The following is a 22,489-nucleotide window of genomic DNA, read 5'->3' as shown; positions in this document are numbered from 1 at the left end:
ACACGACGATCCCCGCGCGCGTACTCTCATCACCGTGAGTACACGCGCGGGGATCGTCGTCACTGGCACTGAAGTTCTGAGCGGGTGGATCACTGACCGGAACGGTCCGTGGGTGTCCGCAAGGCTCGCCGATCTCGGCGTCGACGTCGTCCACCTGACGGTGTGCGGAGACCGGCCGGCCGACCTCCTCGCACAGTTGCGTTTCCTCGCGTCCGAAGGTGTCGACCTGATCGTCACGACCGGCGGTCTCGGACCGACCGCGGACGACCTGACAGTCGCTACCGTCGCCGAGTTCCTCGATCGCCCGCTCGAGCAGGATCCCGCGATGCGGCAGACGATCGCGACGGTGATCCGCGCGTGGCGCCAAGTGCCGGACGGCGCTGCACTTCCCGCGCCGCTGGAAGCCGCGATCGACAAACAAGCTCTCATCCCGCTGGGCAGTGAGGCCATCCCCCCGGCAGGTACGGCCCCCGGGGTCGCCGTCCCGTCGTCGGACACGCTCCCGGCTGTCCTCGTGCTTCCCGGACCGCCCCACGAATTGCAGGCGATGTGGCCTGTCGCCGTCCGGACCGCGCCGATCGTAGAGGCGATCGTTGGGCGAGTCCTGCACGAGCAGAAGACGATTCGCGCGTACGGGCTGTCCGAGCCGGATCTCGCGGTCACTCTGCAGAGCGCCGAATCTGAGGTGGTCGGCATCGCCGACGTCGAAGTGACAACCTGCATGCGAGGTGGCGAGCTCGAGATAGTCAGCCGGTTCGACGGCCGCGCGGCGAGCACCTACAACCGCCTGCAGGACCTGCTCCTGGCCCGCCACGGTGAGCGCATCTTCTCCACCGACGATTCGACGATCGACGACGTCCTCGTCGGACGGCTGAACGGGCGAACGATCGCAACCGCCGAATCGTGCACCGGTGGTCTCGTCGCCGCGCGGTTCACGGATCGTCCCGGGTCGTCGGCCTACATGCTCGGCGGTGTCGTCTCGTACTCGAACGAAGTCAAAACCGGTGTACTCGGAGTGCCTGTCGACCTGATCGACGAACTCGGCGCCGTCAGCGAACCCGTCGCCGCCGCCATGGCCGACGGCGCTCGAGAAGTGATCGGCTCCGACATCGCGGTCTCCACCACCGGCATCGCCGGCCCCGGCGGCGAGCGCCCCGGCAAACCCGTCGGCACCGTCTGCTTCGGCCTGTCGATCGCAGGCCAGGAAACCGTCACCGCCACCAGGCAGTTCCCCGGCGACCGGGACTCTGTTCGTCGTCTCGCCACCACCGCTGCACTCCACATGATCGCCCGGGCGCTCGAGGACGACTGATGGGTCGACGCGATCGCTCCGATCTCCCGATGCCGGAGGTCCGGTCCGCGCAGTTCCTCACGGTCACGACCCGATCACCGGACCCCACCGAACCCGACGACGGGTGCCGCCCATCGGTCGCCGCACGAATCCGATCGATGGGCGACGCCCGCCTCGGTGCTGTCGCCCTGCTGACAGCGACAGTCGTGGCCATCGTCTGGGCCAACACGTCGTATACGAGCTACCACGACTTCTGGGGCCTGAAGGTCGGGGCGTTCATCGGCGACGCCCGGCTCGACTTCACGATGCACTCGATCGTGAACGACGCACTGATGGCGATCTTCTTCTTCTCGGTCGGACTCGAGGTGCGCCGCGAGTTCACGATCGGTGAGCTCACCAACACCCGACGTGCGCTGGTCCCGGTGATCGCCGCGCTGACGGGCCTCGTGATCCCAGCGGTGCTGTTCGCGGTGATCGCGTCGGGTACCGGGCACGCGGGTGCGTGGGGTGTGGTCATCTCCACGGACACGGCGTTCCTCGTCGGAGCGCTCGCCCTGATCGGACCTTCGGCACCGGGACGCCTCCGAGTGTTCCTGTTGGCGCTCGCCGTCGTCGACGACATCGGGGCCCTCGCGATCATCGCAGGCGTCTACACCGACGACCTCACCCTCTGGCCGCTCGTCGTCGCCGCGGCAGGGCTCGCAGGCATCTATGCGACTCGGTTCCTACCGCAGGGGCGGGCGCTGGCGTACACGATGCTCGCACTCGTCGTGTGGACTGCTTTCCTCGAATCCGGAGTCCATCCGACGCTGGCGGGCGTCGCGGTCGCGATGGTGGTGCCGGTGTACCGGCCGGATCGGCGGCAGGTGGAACACGCGCTTGATCTGGCACGATCGTTCCAGCAGTCGCCCAACACGAAGTACGCGCGAGCCGCGGCCAACAGTTTGAGGTCGTCGATCTCGGTGAACGAACGCCTGCAGCTCGCGTACGCGCCGTACATCGCGTTCATCGTCCTGCCGTTGTTCGCGCTGGCGAACGCGGGCGTCCGCTTGAACGGGGACATCTTGTCCACGGCCCTCCGGTCACCGCTCACCTGGGCTGTGGTGGTGGGCCTCGTGGTCGGCAAGTTCGTCGGCGTCTTCGGTTCGTCGGCCGTTCTGAAGAAGCTCGGTGTCGGCGATTTCGGCCCTGGCCTCACCCTTGACCGCATCGCGGGAGGCGCGGCCCTCTGCGGCATCGGATTCACGATCTCGCTGTTCATCATCGAGCTCGCCATCGACGATCCGGCCGCTCAGAACGAGGCCCGCGTCGGTGTCCTCCTCGCATCAGTGCTCGCGTTTGCACTGGCGACTGTTGTGTTCCGTATCGCCGAGCGCCTCCGGCCGGCCGACGACGCGTCGCACCTCCTGCTGGCCAGGCCTGTCGATCCCCATCGCGACCACATCGCCGGACCGGTCGACGCACCGCTCACGATGGTCGAGTACGGCGACTACCAGTGCGACTTCTGCCTTCGGGCATCGGGCGCGATCGACGAGGTGCGGCAGGCGCTCGGCGACGAGCTCCGCTATGTGTGGCGGCATGCACCGCTGGAGCATCATCACCCGAATGCAGTCGCCGCCGCGGAGGCGTCGGAGGCCGCTGCCCGCCAGGGTGCGTTCTTTGCGTACGGCAAGACCCTGATGGCAGACCAGGATCGACAGCTTCCGTCCGACATCATCCGTCGCGCCGAGGAACTCGGACTCGACGTCGACCGGTTCTCCGACGATCTCTCCTCAGCCGAGGTGTCGGCCCGAGTTCGCGACGACATGCTCGACGCCGAGGCCATGGACATCACCGCGGTGCCGACGTTCTACGTCAATGGTCGACGACTCGTCGGCCCGCACGATGCACAGACTCTGATCCGCCAGCTGAGGGCGACGGATCCCCGAGTGGGCTGACCTGAGTCAATGCGTGGTCGCGACCTCCAGTTCGCGTTCCACGGGCTTCGGCGCCTTGATGAGCAGGCCGAGCGCCACGAGCACGATGCTCAGGCATCCGGCTACGAGGAACACTGTGCGCACTCCGTCGGTCATGGCGATGTCGGCGGCGTCACCGGCATCGACGCCGCTGCGTGCAACGACGGTCATGATCGTGATGAACAGTGCGGTGCCCGCGCCTCCGCCCACCTGCTGCAGGGCTCCCAGTGCTGCGGAACCGTGCGAGTACAACGTCGGCTTCAGGGAACCGAGGCTCAGTGTCATCAGCGGGGTGAACGTCGCGGCGAGGCCCACGCACAGGATCATGTTGGCACCCATGAGCAACCAGAACGACGTGTCCGGGGTGATCAGCGTCATCAGCCACACTGCGCCTGCGATCAGCAGAGTTCCGGGGATCACCAGGATCCGCGGGCCGCGCACGTCGTAGATCCGACCGATGAACGGCGACGAGATGCCCATCAGGAGGCCGCCGGGAAGGGTGATCAGGCCGGTCGCCAGCGGACTCATGCCGAGAACTTCGTGTGCGAACAGCGGGACGACGATGAACGTTCCCATCATCGTCGCCATCGCGACGACCACCAGGATCACCGAGAGTGAGAACGAGCGTGTGGTGAACACACGCAGGTCGAGGAGAGCTCTGTCGTCACTCTGCAGTTGGAGCTGGCGTCCGATGAACGCCGCGAGGCCGACGGCGCCGACGACGAACGGGATCCAGATCGGCATCGCAGCCTTGTCGTCGGCCGCTTCGCCGATCGCGACGAGTCCGTACACCAGGCCACCGAAGCCGAGAACCGACAGCGGGATCGACAGGTAGTCGATACGGGCCGACGATCGCTCGCCCACCGGCTCGACGAACTTCGCACCCACGGCGGTCGCGACCACCGCGAACGGCAGCACCACACCGAACACCCAGCGCCAGCTGAAGTGATCGAGAATCAGCCCCGACATCGTGGGACCGAGTGCAGGCGCGACAGCGATGACGACGGAGATGTTGCCCATCATGACGCCTCGGCGGTCTTCGGGAACGAGCGTCATCACCGTGGTCATCAGCAGCGGCAGCATCACCGCGGTGCCGAGAGCCTGCACAACGCGAGCCACGAGCAGCACTTCGAAGCCGGGCGCGACGACCGCGATCGTCGTGCCGACGGTGAACAGGGTCATCGCGACGAGGAACATCGTCCGCGTGCCGAACATCTGAATCAGGAAACCGGTGAGTGGAATGACGACGGCCATTGTCAGCATGAAGATGGTGGTCAGCCACTGCCCTTGGCTCGGGGGGACACCAAGATCGGTCTGGAGGATCGGGAGCGCGACGCTCATCACCGTCTCGTTGAGGATCACCACGAATGTCGCGACGATCAGCGTGCCGATGATGGTGTAGTCCTTGCGATTCACTGAACAAGGAAACCCCGCGTCCCCCGAACGATGCAAACGAGTTATCGGTACAACTTGCCACGGAGTGATTTAACTAGTTAAATCAGTCGGGTGAACCTCGCCTATGAACTTCACGATCTCGTCCGAACGTTGGACCGCCAGGCAGACGACATTCTTCGGACACAGGATCTCGGTTACCTCCGCTACGTCGCTCTGATCATCGTCGACGAGCACCCCGGCATCAGCGGTCGCCAGTTGGCTCACGCCGTCGGTGTGAGCGACGCCGCGTCGAGCGGCATAGTCCGCAAACTCGAGGCGGCAGGACTCATTCACGACGTCTCCCCCGACGGGTCCGGACGCGTTCGAAACTGGACTGCCACCCCTGCGGGTGTCGCTCTCCGCACTGAGTGCGACGACCTGCTCGGCGACGGGCTCGGCGACGCGGCCCGACGCATCGGGCTCGACCCAGAGGAACTCACCCGCACCATCCACGCGCTGCACAACGCAGTTCGAACCCCGGAGGATCAGAAATGAGCACCACTCTCGCCGCGACAGCCGTCGTCGCGTTCACCGTTCGTTTGATCATCTTCGCTGCATTGCACGTGGTCGGCCACTCCTACAATCCGGTGCGGCACGCCGTGAGCGACTACGCGGTCGGGCCGACGCGCGGCCTGTCGACTGCGATGACGGTGGTGACGGCCGCCGGGTGGGCGGTTCTCGCTGCCGCCGTGTGGACGGGCCTCCCGGAGTGGTCGGACACCGGCCAGGCCACCGCGCTCCTGCTCGTCCTCGCCGCAGTCTTCGTGGTGTTGCCGCTGGTGCCGACCGATCTCGAGGGTGCCGCGGTGACCATGATCGGCAGGCTCCACTACGTGTTGGCCATCGCCTGGTTCGCGATCTCGTACTCGCTGACGGGAAACTTCAGCCGATGGATGTCAGAGGCTGTCGGCGGCGGGCTCGCATCTGCCGCGTCCGCGCTCCACATCGTCGCGCTGGTGTCGCTGATCGTGCTGGTCGTCGCTTTGGTCACCCCTCTTCGATCCCGTCTCTTCGGCATCGCCGAGCGAGTGTTCATCGTGTCGATCTCGGTGTTCTACCTGCTTGTCGCCATCGGCCTGGTGCACTGATCCGAAGCGCACACAAAGCAGTCGCCCCGGCTTCGAAGAACGGAAGCCGGGGCGACGGGGAACCTGTCAGTCAGTGAAGACTAATCGCTGTTCAGGTAGCTGAGCAGACGCAGGATCTCGACATACAGCCAGACCAGGGTCACGGTGAGGCCGAGTGCAACGCCCCACGACGCCTTCGCCGGAGCACCAGCGCGGATCAGTTCGTCAGCCGAATCGAAGTCGATAAGGAACGAGAACGCCGCGAGGGCGATGCAGACCAGCGAGAAGATGATCGCGATCGGACCGCCGTCGCGCAGGCCGAGTCCCGAGCCGCCGTTGAAGAAGCCGACCACCAGGTTGCCGATCACCAGGACCAGCACGCCGAAGATGCCTGCGGTGATCATGCGGGTGAAGCGCGGGGTGACGCGAATGGCGCCGACCTTGTAGACGATAAGCATGCCCACGAACACACCGAGGGTGCCCAGGACCGCCTGTCCGATCAGGACGCCGGCTGACACGTCGCTGACCACAAGGTTGCCGAACACGAACGAGATCGCGCCGACGAACAGGCCTTCGAAGGCCGCGTAGGCGAGCACGATCGCCGGGTTGTCCTGTTTGCGGCCGAAAGTCGCGATGAGGACCAGGACGAGGCCGCCGATGGCGCCGACGCCCATGATCGGCGCGGCGATCGACATCTGCGCGTCGAGGGTGTCGCGTCCGCTGATCACGAAGTACGTGGCGACGGCGAACAGGATGACGGTGCCGAGCGTCATCGCCGTCTTGGTGACGACGTCGTCGATGGTCATCGGTCGGGTGCCGGCCTGCGGCTGGTAGCCCGGCTGCGTGTACTGCTGGCCGTACTGCTGCTGGCCGTAGGTCATCGCGCCCTGGCCCGCACCGGCCATACCGGTGCCGAACGTGGCGTATCCGCCCGCGTTCTGCTGCTTGTTGTCTTTGACAACGCCCCGCATGATCGGGTTGCTGCTCTCTCGCACTGTCCGCTCCTTAGACGAATGGGTGCTTCCACGACTGGTTCGAACAGTTCAACGAACGTCGAAGCCGATTGGTTCCCACTTTACCGGTACTTGACTCAAGCCGGAGCAGACGGCGCGCATCGCCGCCTCCGCCGTCGCCAGATCGTCACCCCACGGCAGCCCCGGCTTGGTGACCATCAGCGACGCGACACCATGAGCGACGGACCACACCTGCATCACCACCGCCACCGGATCACCCTCAGCGATCAGTCCGGCCGCCATGGCCTCTTCGATGGTCTCCCGAATGTGACCGAACGCCGAGGACAGCAGCACCTCGTCGGTGAGGCTCGGCTCCCCGGCTCGGGTCACCCGCGAGAACGTCGTCCGGAAGACGACGTCGTTCTCGATCGCGAACCGCACGTATGCCATCCCCTGCGCGACGGCTCGATGCCACAGATCGTCGATGCCTTCGGCCGCCGCCATCATCACGTCGTCGAAACGCTCGTAGTAATTGGCGCAGACGGCGTCGAGCAGCTCGTCCTTGTCCTGGAAGTGCAGGTAGATCGACGGTGGTGTGACACCTACCCGCTGCGCGACGGCACGGATCGACACGGCGTGCGCACTGCCCATCTCAATGAGAAGATCGGTGGTCGCATCGAGGATCTCGTCGGCGAGTTGATCCCCGGCGCCGCGGGGAGACCTCGGGCGCGACACGTTGTCGGCCATCACTCCTCCTTCAGTCCGATCCGATCATGGAGTCTGCGGAGCGGCGCGGGCGCCCACCAGTTCCACAGACCGGCCAGCCGCATGAATGCGGGCACCAACAGCATCCGGATGATCGACGCATCCATCAAGACCGCGAGTGTCAGCCCGACACCGAACATCCGCATGAACGACACCTCGGATGCCGCGATTCCCGCGAACACGATGGCCATGAGGAGCGCTGCCGCGGTCACGACTCGACCAGTGCGGGCGAGGCCGACGGCGACAGCATGGTCGTTCGCCTCCTTCGTGCGATCGGATTTGAGCCACTCCTCGCGGATACGCCCGAGCAGGAACACCTCGTAGTCCATGGACAACCCGAACGCGATGCAGAACATCAGAATCGGCATCGTCGCCACGAGGTAGCCCTGCGGCGTGGTGTCGAAGCCGCCGAGATGTCCCTCCTGGAAGATCCAGACCATCGCGCCGAAGGTCGCCGACAGCGACAGGATGTTCAGGACCAGAGCCTTGAGCGGCAGGAACACGCTGCCGGTGAACAGGAAGAGGAGCACGTAGGTCGCGACCGCGATGATGATCAGCACCCACGGCAGGTAACGGAACATCGCGCTCACCACGTCGTTGTTGACCGCGGCCAGTCCGGTGAACGACACCGTCGCCCCAGCGGGCCGGTCCACGGCGCGCAGAGCCTCGATCTGGTCTTGGCCGGTGTCGCCCATCGGTTCCACGTCGGTCGCGATGCTCACCAGCGCGACTCCGTCCACCGAGTCCGCCGGGTCGCCCGGCGCCACCGACTTTCCGTGAACGAACGTCCCCACCGGCGAGGTGACTGCTGCGACCGCGTCGACCTTCGACAGGTCGGCCACGTAGCGCTCCAACTCCGACTCGGCGACGCCGCCTTCGATCACGGCGATCGCGGTGGCGCCGGGTTCCTGCGCGTACTCGGCACGTGTCTCGTCCGCCATCGAGTGCACGCTCGCATCCTTCGGGAGCACACGTTCGTCGGGGAACCCGAACTTCAGCGACAGGAACGGCGCGCCGAGGATCAGCAGCAGGACGGGCACGACGATCGCCACGGGGACAGCACGTCGCAGCACCGCCTGAGACACCCGGTACCAACCCGACTCCTCGATCGGCGCGGCGGCTCGTGCCTGGTCGACTACTGGATCGAGCGGCCGACGCCTCAGCTTGCGCCACGCCTTGCGGACGTTCAATGCGTCGACGCGGTCGCCGAGAACCATGAGCAGTGCGGGAGTCAGGACGAGTGCCGCCACCAGCGCGACAAGAACCACTCCGACTCCGGCATACGCGAAGGACCGCAGGAAGTACATGGGGAAGATCGCGAGAGCCGCCAACGACAGTGCGACGGTCACCGCGGAGAACGCGACCGTGCGCCCCGCGGTGTCCATGGTCCGGATGATCGCGGCGCGGCGGTCCAGTCCGTTCGTCACCTCTTCGCGGTAACGGGTCACGATCAGGAGCGTGTAGTCGATCGCGAGGGCCAGACCCATCGCGGTGGTGAGGTTGAGCGCAAAGATCGAGACGTCGGCGACGCCTGCGATGAGTCGAAGCAGCGCGAGGGTCCCGACGATGGCGGCGCCACCGACGAGTACCGGGAGTGATGCCGCGATGACACCACCGAAGATGACGATCAGCAACAGGAAGCTGATCGGGATGGCGATGGCCTCGGCGACTGCGAGGTCCTTGCTCGTCTGTTTGTTGATCGTGCCGTAGACCAGCGCCATTCCGCCGGTCTGGATCTGCACGCCGTGCCGCTGGGCGCCGAGCAGGTCGCGGAGTTCGTCGGCGTTCTTGGGGGCGTGCTCGTCACCGCCCGCGATCGACACGACGATCTGGGTGGACGACTTGTCGGTGCTGAGCAGTTCACCGGCGAGATTCGGCGAGTTCCACACCGTCAGCACCGGTTGCTGGACGTACCCGCCGCGTGCCACGGACTTGCCGTCGACGATCGCGAGGATCTCGTCTCGTGCGGCGATGGAGTTCCGGTCGACGGTCATGTCGACACCGGGTGCGCCGTCGAGTTTGACGACGAACTGCATGCCGCCGCGGTCGAATGTGTCACGGAGGACGTTGTTGGCGTGTGTCGACTCCGAGCCGGGGTCTTCGTATCCGCCCGCGAGCATCTTCCCCGCCGCCCCTGCGCCGTACACGGCACAGAGCGCGAGAATCACGACAGCGACGGCGAGAACCGCGCGTGGAGCGGAAATGATCCGCTCGGTCATCCGTGCCAGCACGTCGATCTCCTGACGTCGTTCGATCATTGTTATCGCGATTAAGTTACCACCATTAACTTAACGATGAAAAGTACAATTCCGTGCCAAATGAACCTCGACAGATTGGCATGGAACCTGTTCTAATTCGCATGTGTCCCCGATCACAAATGATGAGAGTGCGCAGGTAGCGCGCCCAAGCGAATCCCAGCGCGACCCCGAGTGGCTTCGCGACCGCCTCGACACCTGGCTCAAGTCGCATGAGGGCGACGACGCCGCCGTCTTGAGTGTCGAGCTGCCGTCGGCCAACGGGATGTCGAGCGAGACGCTGCTCGCCACAGCACGCATCGCAGGCGTCGAGCAGAGCCTCGTCGTCCGCGTCGCCCCGATGGCCGACAGCGACCCGGTGTTCCCGTCATACGACCTCGACGGACAGTTCAAACTGATCCGCCACGTCGCCGATCACACCGACGTCCCGCTGCCCACACTCTGGTGGTCCGAACCGAGTCCGGACGCCCTCGGGGCTCCGTTCTTCGTCATGGGACGAGTCGACGGCATGGTTCCCCCGGACGTGATGCCGTATACCTTCGGGTCGTGGGTGTCGGAGGCGACCGACGAGCAGCGCCGCACTCTGATGTCCGAGTCGGTCGGCGTGCTGGCCGCGGTGCACGCCGCTCCGCCGCCGGGCGTCGGCGTCACGCTCCCCAACCCGGGAGAGACGCCGCTACGCGGCCATGTGCGTCGTCTACGTGAGTTCTACGACTGGGCGGCAAGCGGTCGTACAGGGGCGCCTCTGATCGAGCGCGCGTTCGCCTGGGTGGAGGAGAACTTCCCCACCGAGGAGTCCGACCCCGTGCTCACCTGGGGCGACGCCCGCATCGGCAACATCATGTACCGCGACTTCACACCCGTCGCCGTGCTCGACTGGGAGATGGCCACCGTCGGGCCGCGCGAACTCGACATCGCGTGGATGATCTTCATCCACCGCTTCTTCCAAGACCTCGCCGAACTCGCCACACTCGAGGGTCTGCCGACGTTTTTGGGCCGCGAGGACGTCGCCGCCGAGTACGAGCGTCGCACCGGCTACTCCCCGCGTGACCTCGACTTCTACATCACCTATTCGGCATTGGTGCACGCCGTCATCATGTTCCGCATCAACTGCCGTGCGATTCATTTCGGACAGGCCGCCGAACCGGCTGATCCGGACGACATGATCCTGCACCGCGCCACCGTCGAAGCGATGATGGCCGGGACCTACTGGGAGAACGTGAAGCGATGAGCCATTCAGCCCTGTCCGAGATGGACGACTACCCGATCCATCAGATCGCGGAGGTGGTCCGCCACGTCGGGACGTCCGATCGCAACTTCTACGATCGGTACTACTTCAACTGCCATGGCGACATGCGCGGCGACACCGCCGAGCCATGGCTGATCGTCGGACTCGGCGTATACCCGAACCTCGGCGTCGTCGACGGATTCGCGGTGGTGCGCCACGGCGACGATCACATCGTGGTCCGCGCGTCGAAAGCGTTGGGCGACAATCGCAACGACTTGACGGTTGGGCCGTTGAAGGTCGAGGTCCTCGACGGCCTACAGCGCTTGCGCGTGTCTCTCGAGCCCGGGAACGGCGACGTCTCCTTTGATCTCGTCTTCGACGCCGACGGCCCGGCAGCCCTCGAACCTCGTCACTACCAGCGCCAACTCGAGCGCGTCACGTTCGACACCATGCGGTTCGTGCAGACCGGTCGGTGGACGGGTTCGCTCACCGTCGACGGCGACGACTTCGACGTCCAGCCGGACACGTGGCGAGGCAATCGGGACCGGTCGTGGGGTGTCCGTCCGGTGGGCGAAGCCGAGCCGCCCGGGCGTCGTGCCGCCGAGACCGATGCGACGTCGTTCTTCTGGATCTACTCGGTTATGCGTTTCGCCGACTACTCGATCATCGTGATCGTGCAGGAACTGCGGACCGGCGAACGGATCATGGGCGACGCCCGCCGCGTCTGGAACGACCCGTCGCGCGAACCGGAATGGCTCGGTCGGGTGGAGCACACCATCGAGTTCGTCTCCGGTGGACGGGAACCGTCCGGCGCCACGCTGCGTTTTGTGAAGCCGTCCGGAGAGTCGACATCGGTGCGCTGCGAGCCGAAGGTCGCGAATTTCATCGGTTTCGGAACCGGTTACGGCCTGGAGCAGGACTGGCGGCACGGAATGTGGCAGGGCGACGAGAAGGTGGAACCCGTCCGTAACAAGGTGTCCGAACTGGACCCGACCATGAAGATGTTCTGCCCCATCGACCACTACGCGACGTTCACCTACACCGACGGCGACACCTCGGTCATCGGCGACGGGCTGTTCGAGTTCGCCGTCATCGGGCCGCACGACCAGTACGGATTCGCCGAGTACATCGACGTAGCTCCGTGACCTCGCGCGGGTGGTACCGCTGAGCCGCGCCGAGGCCCTCACGGCATCGGTCATGCTGAGCGGTACCACTTGCGCGATCTGTAGTCGGTCAGGCCATTCCCCTGCGGACCGCGAGCACGAAGTCGGCCATGTTGGTGATCAACTCGTCGACGGCGGACGGATCCGGGCGGTAGTCGACGCGATCGAGTTCGTCGCCGATGAGGCCGAACAGGCCGCCGATCACCGCGAGGGCGATCGCACTGACGTTGTCGGGGAGGTCGGCGCCGGATCGTTCCCAGGTCGAGACCACCAGGCTCGACGCCCCGCGCCGGTTCTCGCGACGCAGTTTGTCGATGCGGACGGTGATTCCGCCTGCCACACCGAACGTGACGATGCTGACTCGCGGATCGTCGGTGAGTGCACGAGCAAGCGCACCGACGAGCGCTCGTGTTGTCGTCTCCTCGTCGGCGTCGTCGTCCGGGATCGCCGCGACGACTCGATTGAAGGTTCGTTCCGTGCACCTCTGCAGCAGCGCGACGTAGCACTCCTCTTTGCTGCGGAAGTGTTCGTAGAACGCCTTGTTGCCGACCAGTGCGGTCTGGCACAGCCCTTCGATCGTGGTTCCGGCGAATCCGGCCGTGGCGAACATCTCGAGCGCCGTGTCCAGCAGCAATTGGCGGCGACGTTCCGCGCGCTCTGCCGCATCGAGGCCGAGAATCACACGACCCGAGTCGTCGGAGTTCTGATTCATGCGCGCCACGAATCAGACCCTAGCCCGTTTCAGTTCTCTGGGCATCAGAGTTCTTACGGAACGGCACATCCTTCAGGTCCGCACGCGTCGCCGTCGGCGAGCAGCGTCGGTCCGGGACGGTCGGCCCAGGCCTTGTCGAGTGCCTGCGTGAACACCTCGACGGGCTGGGCGCCGGAGACCGCGTACTTGCGGTCGAAAACGTAGAACGGCACACCGCCGACTCCGAACTCCTGTGCCTGAGCCTCGTCGCGTCGGACCTCGTCGGCGTAGCGCGACGGATCATCGAGCACCTCGCGGACGGCCGCCTCGTCGAAGCCCGCACCGGTCGCGACCTGGACAAGCCGATTGTCGTCGCCGAACAGAGGAGCCTGCTCAGCGAAGTTCGCGAGGTACAGAGCGTCCAGCATCTCCTCCTGGCGACCGAGCTCGGCTGCCCACTGCAGAAGGCGGTGCATGTCGAACGAGTTGCCGTAGTCGCGGCCGGACGTCACGTACGCCAGACCCGCTTCATGCGCTGCCGCGCCGAGCTGGCGCTCACCGTCCGCGGCCTGTTCCAGGGTGCGACCGTATTTCTGGGCCAGATGTTCCACCACGCTGCCTGAGGTTCCCGCGGGGATCGTGGGGTCGAGTTCGAACGAACGGTGTGTGACGGTGACCGACTCGCGTCCGCCGAACTCAGCGAGCGCGTCGTTGAAGCGCTTCTTCCCGAGGTAGCAGAACGGGCAGTTGACGTCGGTCCAGATCTCGACCTGCATGTGTGTAACGCCTCCAAGAGAAGATGACTCAATCAGTCGTCTTCAACGCCGGCACGGGCGCGGATGTTCCCGGCATCCGCAGTGCGAGCAGCGCACCGATGCCCGTCAGGACGACGGTCCACCAGAACGCGTTGCGGAATCCGGCTGCGCCCGCCGTCCCCGCAGCGAGGACAACCGCGACGATCGCGGTGCCGACTGAGCCTCCTACCTGCTGAAACGTCCGCGTGACCATCGACGCGTCGTGTTTCATGTCCGACGGCAATCCGACGAACGACGCCGACATGATCGGGCTGAGCAGCACTCCGAGGCCCAGCCCTCGGGCGAACAGCGCGACCATCAACCACCACAAGGGTGTGTCGACATCGACGAGTGCAAACGGAATCGTCGATACGGCGACCACCGCGAATCCTGCAACCGCGACCCACCTGGCACCGATCGCATCAGTCAATCGGCCGCCGATCGTCCTGCTGGCGAGGGCACCGACACCCTGAGGGACCAGGACGAACGCGGCGGCGAGGACCGACTCCCCGCGGATCTGCTGGAGGTACAGCGGCAACGCCAACATGGCACCGAACGACGTCACACCGAAGAAGAACAGCGCAACAGACGACGACGCCACCGCTCGTCGCCCGAGTACCCGCACGTCGACGAGCGTCGGGCGACGAGGATTCAGGCCACGAACCACAAACCCGGCGAGCAGGATGAGACCGATGGTCGCCGGAATCAGCACGTCGGCACGGACGACCCCCGCATGGACATTCGACAGCCCGAGAAGCACACCGACGAGTCCTGGAGCGAGGAGCAGCAGACCGACCCAGTCGAGCGGCGTCCGGTCGTTCGAGCGGTCGTCGGGGATTCTCCCCGACAGCGCCAGTGCCACCAGGCAGACCGGGACGTTGACGAGGAAGAGCCACCGCCAGTCGAGCCAATTGAGGATCACGCCGCCGACGACAGGTCCGAGAATCGGGCCGAGCGCGGTGGGAACACTCACCATCGCGACGAGCCGCCCCAGAGCACGGCCGCCGCTCGCCGCGACGAGAACGGACGTCATCAGCGGGAACAGCAGTCCCGCACCCAACCCTTGGAGCACCCGGAACACAATGAGCGCGTGGATGTTCCAGGCGGACGCGCACAGCACGGAGCCGAGCAGGAACACGGTCAGACCGGTGCGCCACACCGTCCGCGATCCGAATCGCAACGCCGACCAGCCGGCGAGTGGGACTGCGACGGCGAGTGCAAGCAGGTAGCCGGTGTTGGTCCAGCCGATGGTGTCGACGGATGCCGACATCGCCGCGGCCAGACGATCGAAGCCGATGGTCACGATCGTCGTGTCCAGGATCGGCGCGATCAGCCCGGCGATGACGGCGACCGCGACTCTCTTGGCTTCGGCAGGTATCGCGTCGAGCGTCTGAGTGCTCATGGAACCCCTTTTTAGATTCAGTTACGTATCTTATATTTCGCCGACTGTAGGCCGACAAGTTAAGATGCGCAAGTGACTCTTAATGAGAAGCCGACGCGTCGGCGCGGGGCCGAGCTGGAAGCAGCGTTGCTCGACGCGGCGTGGGAGCAGCTGACCGAGCGCGGATACGCCGGATTCACGTTCGAGGCCGTCGCGGAGCGAGCTGGAACGTCACGGCCGGTCCTATACCGGCGGTGGTCGTCGCGCACCGAGCTCCTGCAGGCGACCATCCGTCACCACGGTGCCGCCGAGGACGTGTCGGCTCCCGACACCGGGAGCCTACGCGGCGACCTGCTCGCCGCTCTGCGTCGCTCCAACCAGCGGCGATCGAACTTCCTCGTCCTGCTCTCCGCCAGTCTCGGCGAGTACTACGACGAGTCCGGCTCCACGCCGAGCGACGTCCGCGACCTCCTGCTGGGCGGGCAGCGGTTGGGGATCGACGAGATCCTCGAACGTGCCGTCGCGCGTGGCGACATAAACGAAGCACGGCTCACACCGTTGGTGCGAGCCGTGCCGTTCAATCTGTATCGCCACGAGGTCTTGATGACCTTGAAGCCGGTCCCCGACGAGACGCTTGAGGCGATCGTCGACGAGGTGTTCCTTCCTCTCGTCTGCGACTAGGACGTGTTGCGAAACTCCCTTCGCCTGTCTCGACGGCCCGATGAACGCCTGGCCGCGTTGTCGTCGGTCGCGATACCTACCGGTATCCCTCCCTCCTCCGCCTTGCCAGTCGCCCATCGGATCCGCCGATCCGAGGCGGAAGAGTTTCGCAACACGGCCTAGCTGTACTTGTAGAAGCCCTCTCCGGCGGCAAGACCGAGCTTGCCCTTGTCGATGTAGTTCTCCTTGAGCCAGGCGGCGAGCTTCTGCTCGTCGTCGCCACCGCTCATCAGGATGTTGTACGGGGTGTTGAGTCCGACGACGTCGTAGATCTGGAACGGCCCCATGGGTGCTCCGGTGCCGATGCGCCAAGTCTTGTCGACGTCCTCCGGTGCGGCGTACCCGCCCGCCGCGAGTGCGAGCCCGGCGTTGAGGAACGGCACAAGCATCGAGTTGAGGACGTAGCCCGCCTTCTCCTTGTGGATCGGGATCGGCACCATGCCGATCTCGCCGGCGAACTCGACCACGGTGTCGAACACTGCCGGGTCGGTCTGGGCGGTGCCCATGATCTCGGCGGTGTTGAAAGCCCACACGTGGTTGGCGAAGTGCAGCGCAAGGAAACGGTCAGGACGGCCGGTCGAGTCGGCGATGTCGCTGGGCAGCAGGGTCGACGAGTTGGTCGCGAAGATCGTCTTCGCCGGCGCCACTTCACCGAGAGTGGCGTAGGTGCTGCGCTTGAGGTCGAGAATCTCCGGGATCGCCTCAATCACCAAGTCGGCGTCTTTGACGGCGTCCGCGAGATCGGACGAGTACGAGACGCGAGCCAACGCTTCGTCGGCTTTGCCGTCAGCGGCGCCGTCCACTTCGTTCTTGTAGGTGTCGACCAGTCCGGCGAATCGGCCTTTCGCCTGTTCGAGGACGTCGTTGTTGATGTCGTACGCGGTGACGTCGAAGCCGTGATAAGCGGACTGGAACGCGATCTGCGATCCGAGCACGCCCGTGCCGAGGACTACCACTTTCTTGATGTCGGTCATTGCCGGTTCCTCTCGTGAGAAGGGTCGATCAGGTAGCCGTCCACGATCTGCCGCAGTTGGCGGCGGAGGTCGTCGGCGGAGTCTGTGGGTGCGCTCGCCGCATGCGCCGCGACGGCGAGGTGGACGGCCGCGAATGCGGTGCGGCCGGCGAGGCGAGCAGCAGTGGGCGACGGGTCGAGGCCCTGCCGCGAGGCTTCCCGCTCGAGCATGTCGACGATCGCCGCCTGCGTCCGCGCGACGAGTTCGAGCCCTTCGGCGCGGTATCGCTCGGCCGGAGCGCCGAAGATCAGTTCACGCTGATACGCGGCGGCATCCTCCGGTCGAATTCGAGCGCTCGCCAGGATCGGCTCGACGACAGCGAGAATCGCGTCGACGACGTCCGAGGCAGCCTCCGCGACCGCGATCCCCTCGTCGAGGGCGGCTGCGAACCTCTCGTTGTAGATCATCAACAGCAGCTCGCCCTTGGACGACGCGTAGCGAAAGAGGGTGCCTGCGGCGACGTCCGCGCGGTCGGAGATCTGCCGTGTCGTCACCGATTCGAAGCCGTGCTCGTCGAAGAGGTCGGAGGCTGCTCGGAAGATGCGGTCCCGCTTGTCCGCCATGTTGCGGTCGCGTCGCCCCTGCTCCATCTCGCACCTCCTCCACTGATCGTGCTCAATATTGAGCGTAGTCATTTTCTGAGGAAGGGCCAGCCGCGCGACTGTCTCGTCCACCACACCTGGCATGCTTGTCCCCGCGCCCCCATAGCCCAATTGGCAGAGGCAGCGGACTTAAAATCCGCAAAGTGTCGGTTCGAGTCCGACTGGGGGCACTTCGCCCGTCAGAACAATCGACCGGCGTCTTCTGCCGGAGGCTCTTCAAGGGTCAGGAGTGCTTGTTTCCGCTCGAGGCCGCCTGCGTATCCCGTGAGCGAGCCGTCTGAGCCGATCACCCGATGGCACGGGACGATCACGCCGATCGGGTTTGAGCCGACCGCCTGACCGACGGCGTACGACAGGCCCTTGCCGCCGAGCCGCTCGGCCACCCAGCCGTAGGTGACGGTCTCGCCGAACGGGATCTCCTCCAATACGGCCCACACTTTGCGCTGGAAGTCCGTGCCCGTCAGAGCCAGCGGCAGGTGGAACGTCGTCCGCTCCCCGGCGAGGTACTCCGCGAGTTGGGACGACGCGGCGGTCAGCAGTGGATCGGGCGCGGAACTGACGTCGTCGCCGAAGCGTGAGTCGTCGGGACGTCGCGCCTGATCGTCGAAGTACAGACCGACAACGCACTCGCCGTCGGCGACGATCGTCACTGGCCCCAGCCCGGTGGCGACCACCACGTGACGACGACTCATGTCACCCATCATGCCCGTCTGGGGCTACGCGGGGTGTGGGCACACTCGATTTCGTGACCGGATGCGGGCGTTTCGACACGGACCTCCGCTGGCGCTCCGGTCCGGCTCAACGAGCAGGTGAGCGCCCGGCGGCGCTCAACGAGCAAGTGAGAGTCCGGCGGCGCTCAACGAGCGGGCGAGAGCCCGGCGGCGTCGCGGTCCAGCCAGGAGTCGACGAGGAGCGGAGTGGCAGCAGCGGCGGCCGACGGCTCACAACTGAAGCCGACGATCTGGGTACTGTCCGACAGCGTGACGGCGCCGAGCGTCATCGGCGCAGGAAGCGCCGCCAAGAAACGGCCGAGTGCGGCCGGAGCGAGCAGCCACTTCTCACCGCGGATGCTCCTGCCGTCCAACGGATCCCGGACCAGCCCAGGTTTCGGCGGGATCGTGTCCAGTGCGGTCAGCCGGTACTCGGGGGCCGTGCGGACCTCACCTTCCCATCGTGCATCCAACGCGATCAGCTCACGTTCCAGAGTCTGTCCGCGAAGGTGTGCTCCGAACACAGCCAGTTCGACGGCGCCCGCTGCGCCCGCGTTCCACGGTCGCGGCAATCCTTCGCCCGAGAGCCTGGCCGCGAGATCAAGAGCCACAGCGTCGTGCCCGGCGGGCGCGCAGACGGTGACGCCGAACTGCGCACCGTCAGAGGTCTCACCCGCAGGGACTGCAACGGCGCACATGTCGAGCAGATTGCAGAAGTTCGTGTACGTGCCCATACGGGAGTTCACGCCGACCGGATCGGCGAGCACGTCGACGATCGTCGGGTGCATCGGCACCGTCGGCACCAGCAGCCCGGCGAAGCCCGCCAACTGAGCAGCGGTCGACGCCTTAACGCCACGAAGCAGCGCGAGGTCGGCTGCGAACCGATGCGCGGGATGATCACGCGCCGCTCGAACGATGCTCGCCACGGTGGGATCGAGTCCCGCGGCGTCTCCCGCATGAACGACGAACTCCCCCACCGCGCTGAATCTTTCGGCCACCAGCGCGCCGTCGTACAGCAGTCGAGCGGCGTCGAGGAAGTCGGTGATGTCGATCCGCTCCACACGCAACCCAGCGCCGACGGCACGTTCGACCGCCGCCTCGAATGCCTCCTGCCACGCAGGCGACAGGCCCGGCAGATCGACGGGTGCAGCGAGCACGGCATCCGGCGCCGCAGCAAGCGGGGTCGACGCAGGCCACGCGCGGGATCCCGTCGAGCCCATCACCGTCATCGCTCTGTTCGCGGTGTCGACGTCGGCAGCGAAGATCGTGACGCAGTCATACGACGCGCACGCGGGCACGACACCCACTGTGCTCACCGTCCCGATGGTCGGCTTCACCCCGACGATGCCCTGCAAGGCAGCTGGGACCCGACCCGATCCGGCGGTGTCGGTGCCGATCGCGATGTCCGCATAGCCCATCGCCACGGCGACGGCCGACCCCGAACTCGAGCCGCCCGAGACGTACTCGGGACGGCGCGAATCCCGCACCGCTCCGTACGGGCTGCGGGTTCCGACCAGCCCGGTGGCGAACTGGTCGAGGTTGGTCTTGCCGATGACGGTCGCCCCCGCCGCCCGCAATGCCGCGACGGCTTCCGCGTCGGCACTCGGGTGATACTCATACCCGGGACAGGCCGCCGTGGTCGGCAGACCTGCGACGTCGACGTTGTCCTTCACCGCGAGCACCATCCCGGCGAGCGGTCCGCCAGTCGCAAGTGCGGCTGCGTAGTCGGCCTCGACATCGGCCTGTGCGCGCAACGTCACGAACACTTCGTAGCGGCCGTCGCGATGAATGCGCCGATAGATCTCGGCAATCCGGTCCGATCCGGTCATCTGTGGTTCCTTCCTCGTCGGAGCAGTCAGGCCGCGCGGCCCGCGAACTCACCCGCGGCCGACCACCGACCACGCTCTTCGGCACGGGCCGCCTCCATCACCCGCTGCACCCGCCCGATGTCCTCGGCGTGCTCAGCCAGGAATGCGCGGTGCGACGACAAGGAGAACGAGCCGGGCGTGATGTCGACGCTCCCCCGTCCCGCGGCCGTGTCGGCACGCAGATCGGCGAGCTCCTCAGTCGACACCGGGTACCAGCTGATCCGGTCGAAGAATCGCAGCAACCACGGGTGCTCGGGTTCGAAGCCGCCTGCGTTCCCCGGGTGCCGGTGGTTCCACACCTGTGTGGTGCGTCCGACGAACTGGTAGCCGCCCGGCCCCTCCATCCCGTAGATGCACATGTAGGCGCCGCCGATCCCGACCGCGTTCTCCGGCGTCCACGTCCGCGCCGGGTTGTACTTCGTGGTCACCAGCCGATGACGCGGGTCGAGCGGCACAGCGACGGGTGCGCCCAGGTACACATCGCCGAGGCCGAGCACCAGATACTCGGCGTCGAACACGATGTCGTGCACGTCGTCCACCGATCCGAGGCCGTTCATCCGCCGGATGAACTCGATGTTCCACGGGCACCACGGCGCGTCGTCACGCACGCCGAGCATGTACCGCTCGATGGCTTCACGGGTGGACGGGTCGTCCCACGAGAGCGGGAGTCGCACAGTCCGGCTGGGCACGATCATGTCCTGCGCGGCAGGCAGCTGAGATTCGGCTTCGGTGATCCAGTCGAGTGCCGCGTCCTGCCTCAGAACGCTCGGATCGAACTTGACCTGCAGACTGCGGACGCCAGGAGTCAGGTCCACGAGGCCGCGAGGTCTCTCGTCGCCCAGCCGCTGCGCGAGAGCATGGACCCGGGCACGCAGCTCCAGATCGAGTGTCATGGAGCCGTACTCGATCAGCACGTTGTCGTCACCGGACCGCCGGTACGTTATCCCGGTCTCCCCGTCGGCTGTGACACCGCGCGAGAGGATCCCCGCGTCCGCGTCGCCTCCGGTCGAGATCACCGTCGGCGACGACGCTCGGCGCGCCGATCCGATCGCGGTGTGCGGTGCCGCCGTTGCCGCCTTCACCGGCACGAAGCGGACTGTGTCGCCCGGCCGCAGTTGGCCGAGCTTCCACCTGTCGGCCGTCGTCACCGTGACCGGGCAGACGAAGCCGCCGAGGCTCGGGCCGTCAGGGCCGAGCAGGATCGGGGTGTCTCCGGTGAAGTCCAGAGCGCCCACCGAGTACGCGTTGTCGTGGATGTTCGACGGATGAAGGCCAGCTTCCCCACCGTCGGTGCGCGCCCACTCGGGTTGCGGTCCGATGAGCCGGACACCGGTCCTGTCGGAGTTGAAGTGCACCTCATACGGCGTCGCGTACAGCGTCTCGATGTCGGATGCGGTGAAGTACTCCGGTGCGGAGTGTGGTCCGACGGTCACCGCCAGCTGCCAATCACTGGTGATGGCCGGGATCTCGTCACTGAGTATGCGACGCGGACGTACTGTCGGTTCGGCGCCGATCGCGACAACGTCGTCCGTGGCGAGAACCCGACCGTCGAGGCCGCCGAAGCGACCGAGAGTGAACGTCGACGCACTGCCCAGATACTCGGGAACCTCGATCCCGCCGCGGACCGCGACGTACACGCGCATGCCGAGTTGTCCGGTCGCACCGATCGACAGCTCCTGCCCGGCGGGTACCTCCACCGGACGCCACGCGGCCACCGGCCGACCACCGACCGCGACCGCCACGGGGGCGCCGGTGACTGCAACGGTGACAGTCGAATCGAAGGTCACGGCGAGGCCACCGAGAGTGCTCTCCAGGCCCGCTGCGGTCTCATCGTTGCCCACTGCGACGTTGGCCAGGCGGAACGAGAGATCGTCCATCGGGCCCGACGGCGGGACTCCCACCTGCCAGAAGCCGACTCGCCCCGGCCAGTCCTGCACGGTCGTCATCGGCCCGGGCCGGACGATCGTCATCTGCGCGGTCATGCGATCAGCTCCGCAGTCTCTGACAACGCGAGCGACACGGCACTCGGATCGAAGCCGTTGCACGGATTATTGATCTGGGGACAGTTGGAGATGAGAACCAGCGTGTCGATCTCGGCACGCAGGACGATCGTCCGTCCAGGAGCGGAGAGTCCGTCGACGATGCCCAGAGTCCCGTCGGCGTCGACGGGCACGTACATGTAGAAGTTGACGTTGCCGACGAGGTCTCGTTTCCCGAGGCCGTGTCGGCTCCCTTCGATGAGGAAGTTCTCCACGCACGCGTGCTGGTGCTTGGTGTGGTGCCCGTAGCGGAGTGTGTTCGACTCCTGAGAGCACGCGCCGCCGATCGTGTCGTGACGCCCCACCTCGTCGGAGACGATCGTCATCATCGGGCGCGACTCCTGATCGCGGATGACACTGCCGGTACCCAGGAAGATGCTCCCCTGCGCGGCGATCGTCGTCTGTGCGCTGTATCGGATCGTGTGGTCATTCGCGCCGTAGAACAGGGTGTCGACGGCCTGATTGCCGTCGAGGTCGGTGATCGTGATGGTGTGGCCCGCCGGGACAACCCCAGACCAGGGTGCGCGCGGGGTGACGGTAATGCTCATGACAAGGCTCCT

20 protein-coding genes and 1 tRNA gene are annotated in these 22,489 nt (G+C 66.1%); 8 read left to right on the top strand and 13 right to left on the bottom strand.

Features of this window, described 5'->3' with window-relative positions:
• Window positions 1-34: 34 nt before the first annotated feature.
• Both JVX90_RS03585 and nhaA read left to right on the top strand, forming a co-directional pair.
• The gene (locus JVX90_RS03585; protein WP_205331081.1) at window positions 35-1,312 is read left to right on the top strand and encodes a competence/damage-inducible protein A; all 1,278 of its coding nucleotides are present in this window, start codon (window positions 35-37) and stop codon (window positions 1,310-1,312) included.
• Window positions 1,312-3,228 (top strand): Na+/H+ antiporter NhaA, encoded by a 1,917-nt coding sequence (gene nhaA, locus JVX90_RS03580; protein WP_240194046.1) that lies wholly within the window; start codon window positions 1,312-1,314, stop codon window positions 3,226-3,228. Before JVX90_RS03585 ends, nhaA begins: the two co-directional genes overlap by 1 nt.
• Before the next feature lie 6 nt (window positions 3,229-3,234).
• On the opposite strand, the gene JVX90_RS03575 is transcribed toward nhaA, so the two are convergent.
• Window positions 3,235-4,662, bottom strand: coding sequence for an MDR family MFS transporter (locus JVX90_RS03575; RefSeq protein WP_205331080.1), 1,428 nt, complete (start codon window positions 4,660-4,662; stop codon window positions 3,235-3,237).
• A 90-nt stretch (window positions 4,663-4,752) separates the two neighbouring features.
• Between JVX90_RS03575 and JVX90_RS03570 the strand changes: the two genes are divergently transcribed.
• Together JVX90_RS03570 and JVX90_RS03565 are read left to right on the top strand one after the other, a co-directional pair.
• Window positions 4,753-5,175 (top strand): MarR family transcriptional regulator, encoded by a 423-nt coding sequence (locus JVX90_RS03570; protein ID WP_205331079.1) that lies wholly within the window; start codon window positions 4,753-4,755, stop codon window positions 5,173-5,175.
• The gene (locus JVX90_RS03565) at window positions 5,172-5,768 is read left to right on the top strand and encodes a DUF998 domain-containing protein (protein ID WP_205331078.1); all 597 of its coding nucleotides are present in this window, start codon (window positions 5,172-5,174) and stop codon (window positions 5,766-5,768) included. Before JVX90_RS03570 ends, JVX90_RS03565 begins: the two co-directional genes overlap by 4 nt.
• Before the next feature lie 80 nt (window positions 5,769-5,848).
• On the opposite strand, the gene JVX90_RS03560 is transcribed toward JVX90_RS03565, so the two are convergent.
• Genes JVX90_RS03560 through JVX90_RS03550 form a run of 3 tightly spaced genes read right to left on the bottom strand, consistent with a single transcriptional unit; the run spans window position 5,849 to window position 9,696 of the window.
• The gene (locus JVX90_RS03560; protein WP_205331077.1) at window positions 5,849-6,742 is read right to left on the bottom strand and encodes a Bax inhibitor-1/YccA family protein; all 894 of its coding nucleotides are present in this window, start codon (window positions 6,740-6,742) and stop codon (window positions 5,849-5,851) included.
• Between the two features lie 48 nt (window positions 6,743-6,790).
• Window positions 6,791-7,447, bottom strand: a complete 657-nt coding sequence (locus JVX90_RS03555; protein ID WP_008379645.1) for a TetR/AcrR family transcriptional regulator — start codon at window positions 7,445-7,447, stop codon at window positions 6,791-6,793.
• Window positions 7,447-9,696 carry an MMPL family transporter gene (locus tag JVX90_RS03550; protein WP_205332258.1) on the bottom strand — a complete coding sequence of 750 codons (2,250 nt, stop codon included), beginning with the start codon at window positions 9,694-9,696 and terminating at the stop codon, window positions 7,447-7,449. Before JVX90_RS03550 ends, JVX90_RS03555 begins: the two co-directional genes overlap by 1 nt.
• Before the next feature lie 130 nt (window positions 9,697-9,826).
• Here JVX90_RS03550 and JVX90_RS03545 point away from each other — a divergent pair, with 130 nt between their 5' ends.
• On the top strand, window positions 9,827-10,951 hold the full coding sequence (locus tag JVX90_RS03545; protein ID WP_205331076.1) for a phosphotransferase family protein: 1,125 nt from the start codon (window positions 9,827-9,829) through the stop codon (window positions 10,949-10,951).
• Window positions 10,948-12,093 carry a hypothetical protein gene (locus JVX90_RS03540; protein ID WP_205331075.1) on the top strand — a complete coding sequence of 382 codons (1,146 nt, stop codon included), beginning with the start codon at window positions 10,948-10,950 and terminating at the stop codon, window positions 12,091-12,093. The genes JVX90_RS03545 and JVX90_RS03540 overlap by 4 nt, the downstream gene beginning before the upstream one ends.
• 88 nt (window positions 12,094-12,181) lie before the next feature.
• Here the strand turns inward: JVX90_RS03540 and JVX90_RS03535 are convergent, their stop codons facing one another.
• From JVX90_RS03535 to JVX90_RS03525, 3 genes are read right to left on the bottom strand one after another with little or no spacing between them, the layout of a single operon-like run.
• Window positions 12,182-12,823: a TetR/AcrR family transcriptional regulator gene (locus JVX90_RS03535; RefSeq protein WP_205332257.1), complete on the bottom strand. Its 642-nt coding sequence runs from the start codon at window positions 12,821-12,823 to the stop codon at window positions 12,182-12,184.
• A gap of 53 nt (window positions 12,824-12,876) precedes the next feature.
• Window positions 12,877-13,578 (bottom strand): DsbA family oxidoreductase, encoded by a 702-nt coding sequence (locus JVX90_RS03530; RefSeq protein WP_205331074.1) that lies wholly within the window; start codon window positions 13,576-13,578, stop codon window positions 12,877-12,879.
• A 28-nt stretch (window positions 13,579-13,606) separates the two neighbouring features.
• Entirely contained in the window at window positions 13,607-14,998 is a 1,392-nt protein-coding gene (locus JVX90_RS03525; RefSeq protein WP_205331073.1) for a DHA2 family efflux MFS transporter permease subunit, read from the bottom strand.
• 72 nt (window positions 14,999-15,070) lie between these two features.
• Here JVX90_RS03525 and JVX90_RS03520 point away from each other — a divergent pair, with 72 nt between their 5' ends.
• Window positions 15,071-15,658 carry a TetR/AcrR family transcriptional regulator gene (locus JVX90_RS03520; protein WP_205331072.1) on the top strand — a complete coding sequence of 196 codons (588 nt, stop codon included), beginning with the start codon at window positions 15,071-15,073 and terminating at the stop codon, window positions 15,656-15,658.
• A gap of 158 nt (window positions 15,659-15,816) precedes the next feature.
• Here JVX90_RS03520 and JVX90_RS03515 read toward each other — a convergent pair whose 3' ends face one another.
• Complete coding sequence (locus JVX90_RS03515) at window positions 15,817-16,671, bottom strand: 3-hydroxyacyl-CoA dehydrogenase (RefSeq protein WP_205331071.1); 855 nt, start codon at window positions 16,669-16,671, stop codon at window positions 15,817-15,819.
• The gene (locus JVX90_RS03510; RefSeq protein WP_205331070.1) at window positions 16,668-17,300 is read right to left on the bottom strand and encodes a TetR/AcrR family transcriptional regulator; all 633 of its coding nucleotides are present in this window, start codon (window positions 17,298-17,300) and stop codon (window positions 16,668-16,670) included. The genes JVX90_RS03515 and JVX90_RS03510 overlap by 4 nt, the downstream gene beginning before the upstream one ends.
• A 108-nt stretch (window positions 17,301-17,408) precedes the next feature.
• Between JVX90_RS03510 and JVX90_RS03505 the strand changes: the two genes are divergently transcribed.
• Window positions 17,409-17,482 (top strand) — tRNA-Leu (locus JVX90_RS03505).
• A gap of 9 nt (window positions 17,483-17,491) precedes the next feature.
• Here JVX90_RS03505 and JVX90_RS03500 read toward each other — a convergent pair.
• The 4 genes from JVX90_RS03500 to JVX90_RS03485 all read right to left on the bottom strand — a co-directional run bounded on the left by JVX90_RS03500 (window position 17,492) and on the right by JVX90_RS03485 (window position 22,477).
• Window positions 17,492-18,004, bottom strand: a complete 513-nt coding sequence (locus JVX90_RS03500; RefSeq protein WP_205331069.1) for a methylated-DNA--[protein]-cysteine S-methyltransferase — start codon at window positions 18,002-18,004, stop codon at window positions 17,492-17,494.
• Window positions 18,005-18,168: 164 nt separating this feature from the next.
• Window positions 18,169-19,851 (bottom strand): allophanate hydrolase, encoded by a 1,683-nt coding sequence (atzF, locus tag JVX90_RS03495; RefSeq protein ID WP_205331068.1) that lies wholly within the window; start codon window positions 19,849-19,851, stop codon window positions 18,169-18,171.
• A 26-nt stretch (window positions 19,852-19,877) separates the two neighbouring features.
• Window positions 19,878-21,872, bottom strand: coding sequence for a 5-oxoprolinase/urea amidolyase family protein (locus JVX90_RS03490; protein WP_205331067.1), 1,995 nt, complete (start codon window positions 21,870-21,872; stop codon window positions 19,878-19,880).
• Window positions 21,869-22,477: an urea amidolyase associated protein UAAP2 gene (locus JVX90_RS03485; protein ID WP_205331066.1), complete on the bottom strand. Its 609-nt coding sequence runs from the start codon at window positions 22,475-22,477 to the stop codon at window positions 21,869-21,871. The genes JVX90_RS03490 and JVX90_RS03485 overlap by 4 nt, the downstream gene beginning before the upstream one ends.
• Window positions 22,478-22,489: the final 12 nt, after the last annotated feature.

This window comes from Gordonia sp. PDNC005 (assembly GCF_016919385.1).
GTDB lineage: Bacteria > Actinomycetota > Actinomycetes > Mycobacteriales > Mycobacteriaceae > Gordonia.
The sequence above is the reverse complement of the archived record's forward strand: the minus strand, read 5'-3'. Positions and strand labels throughout refer to the sequence as shown.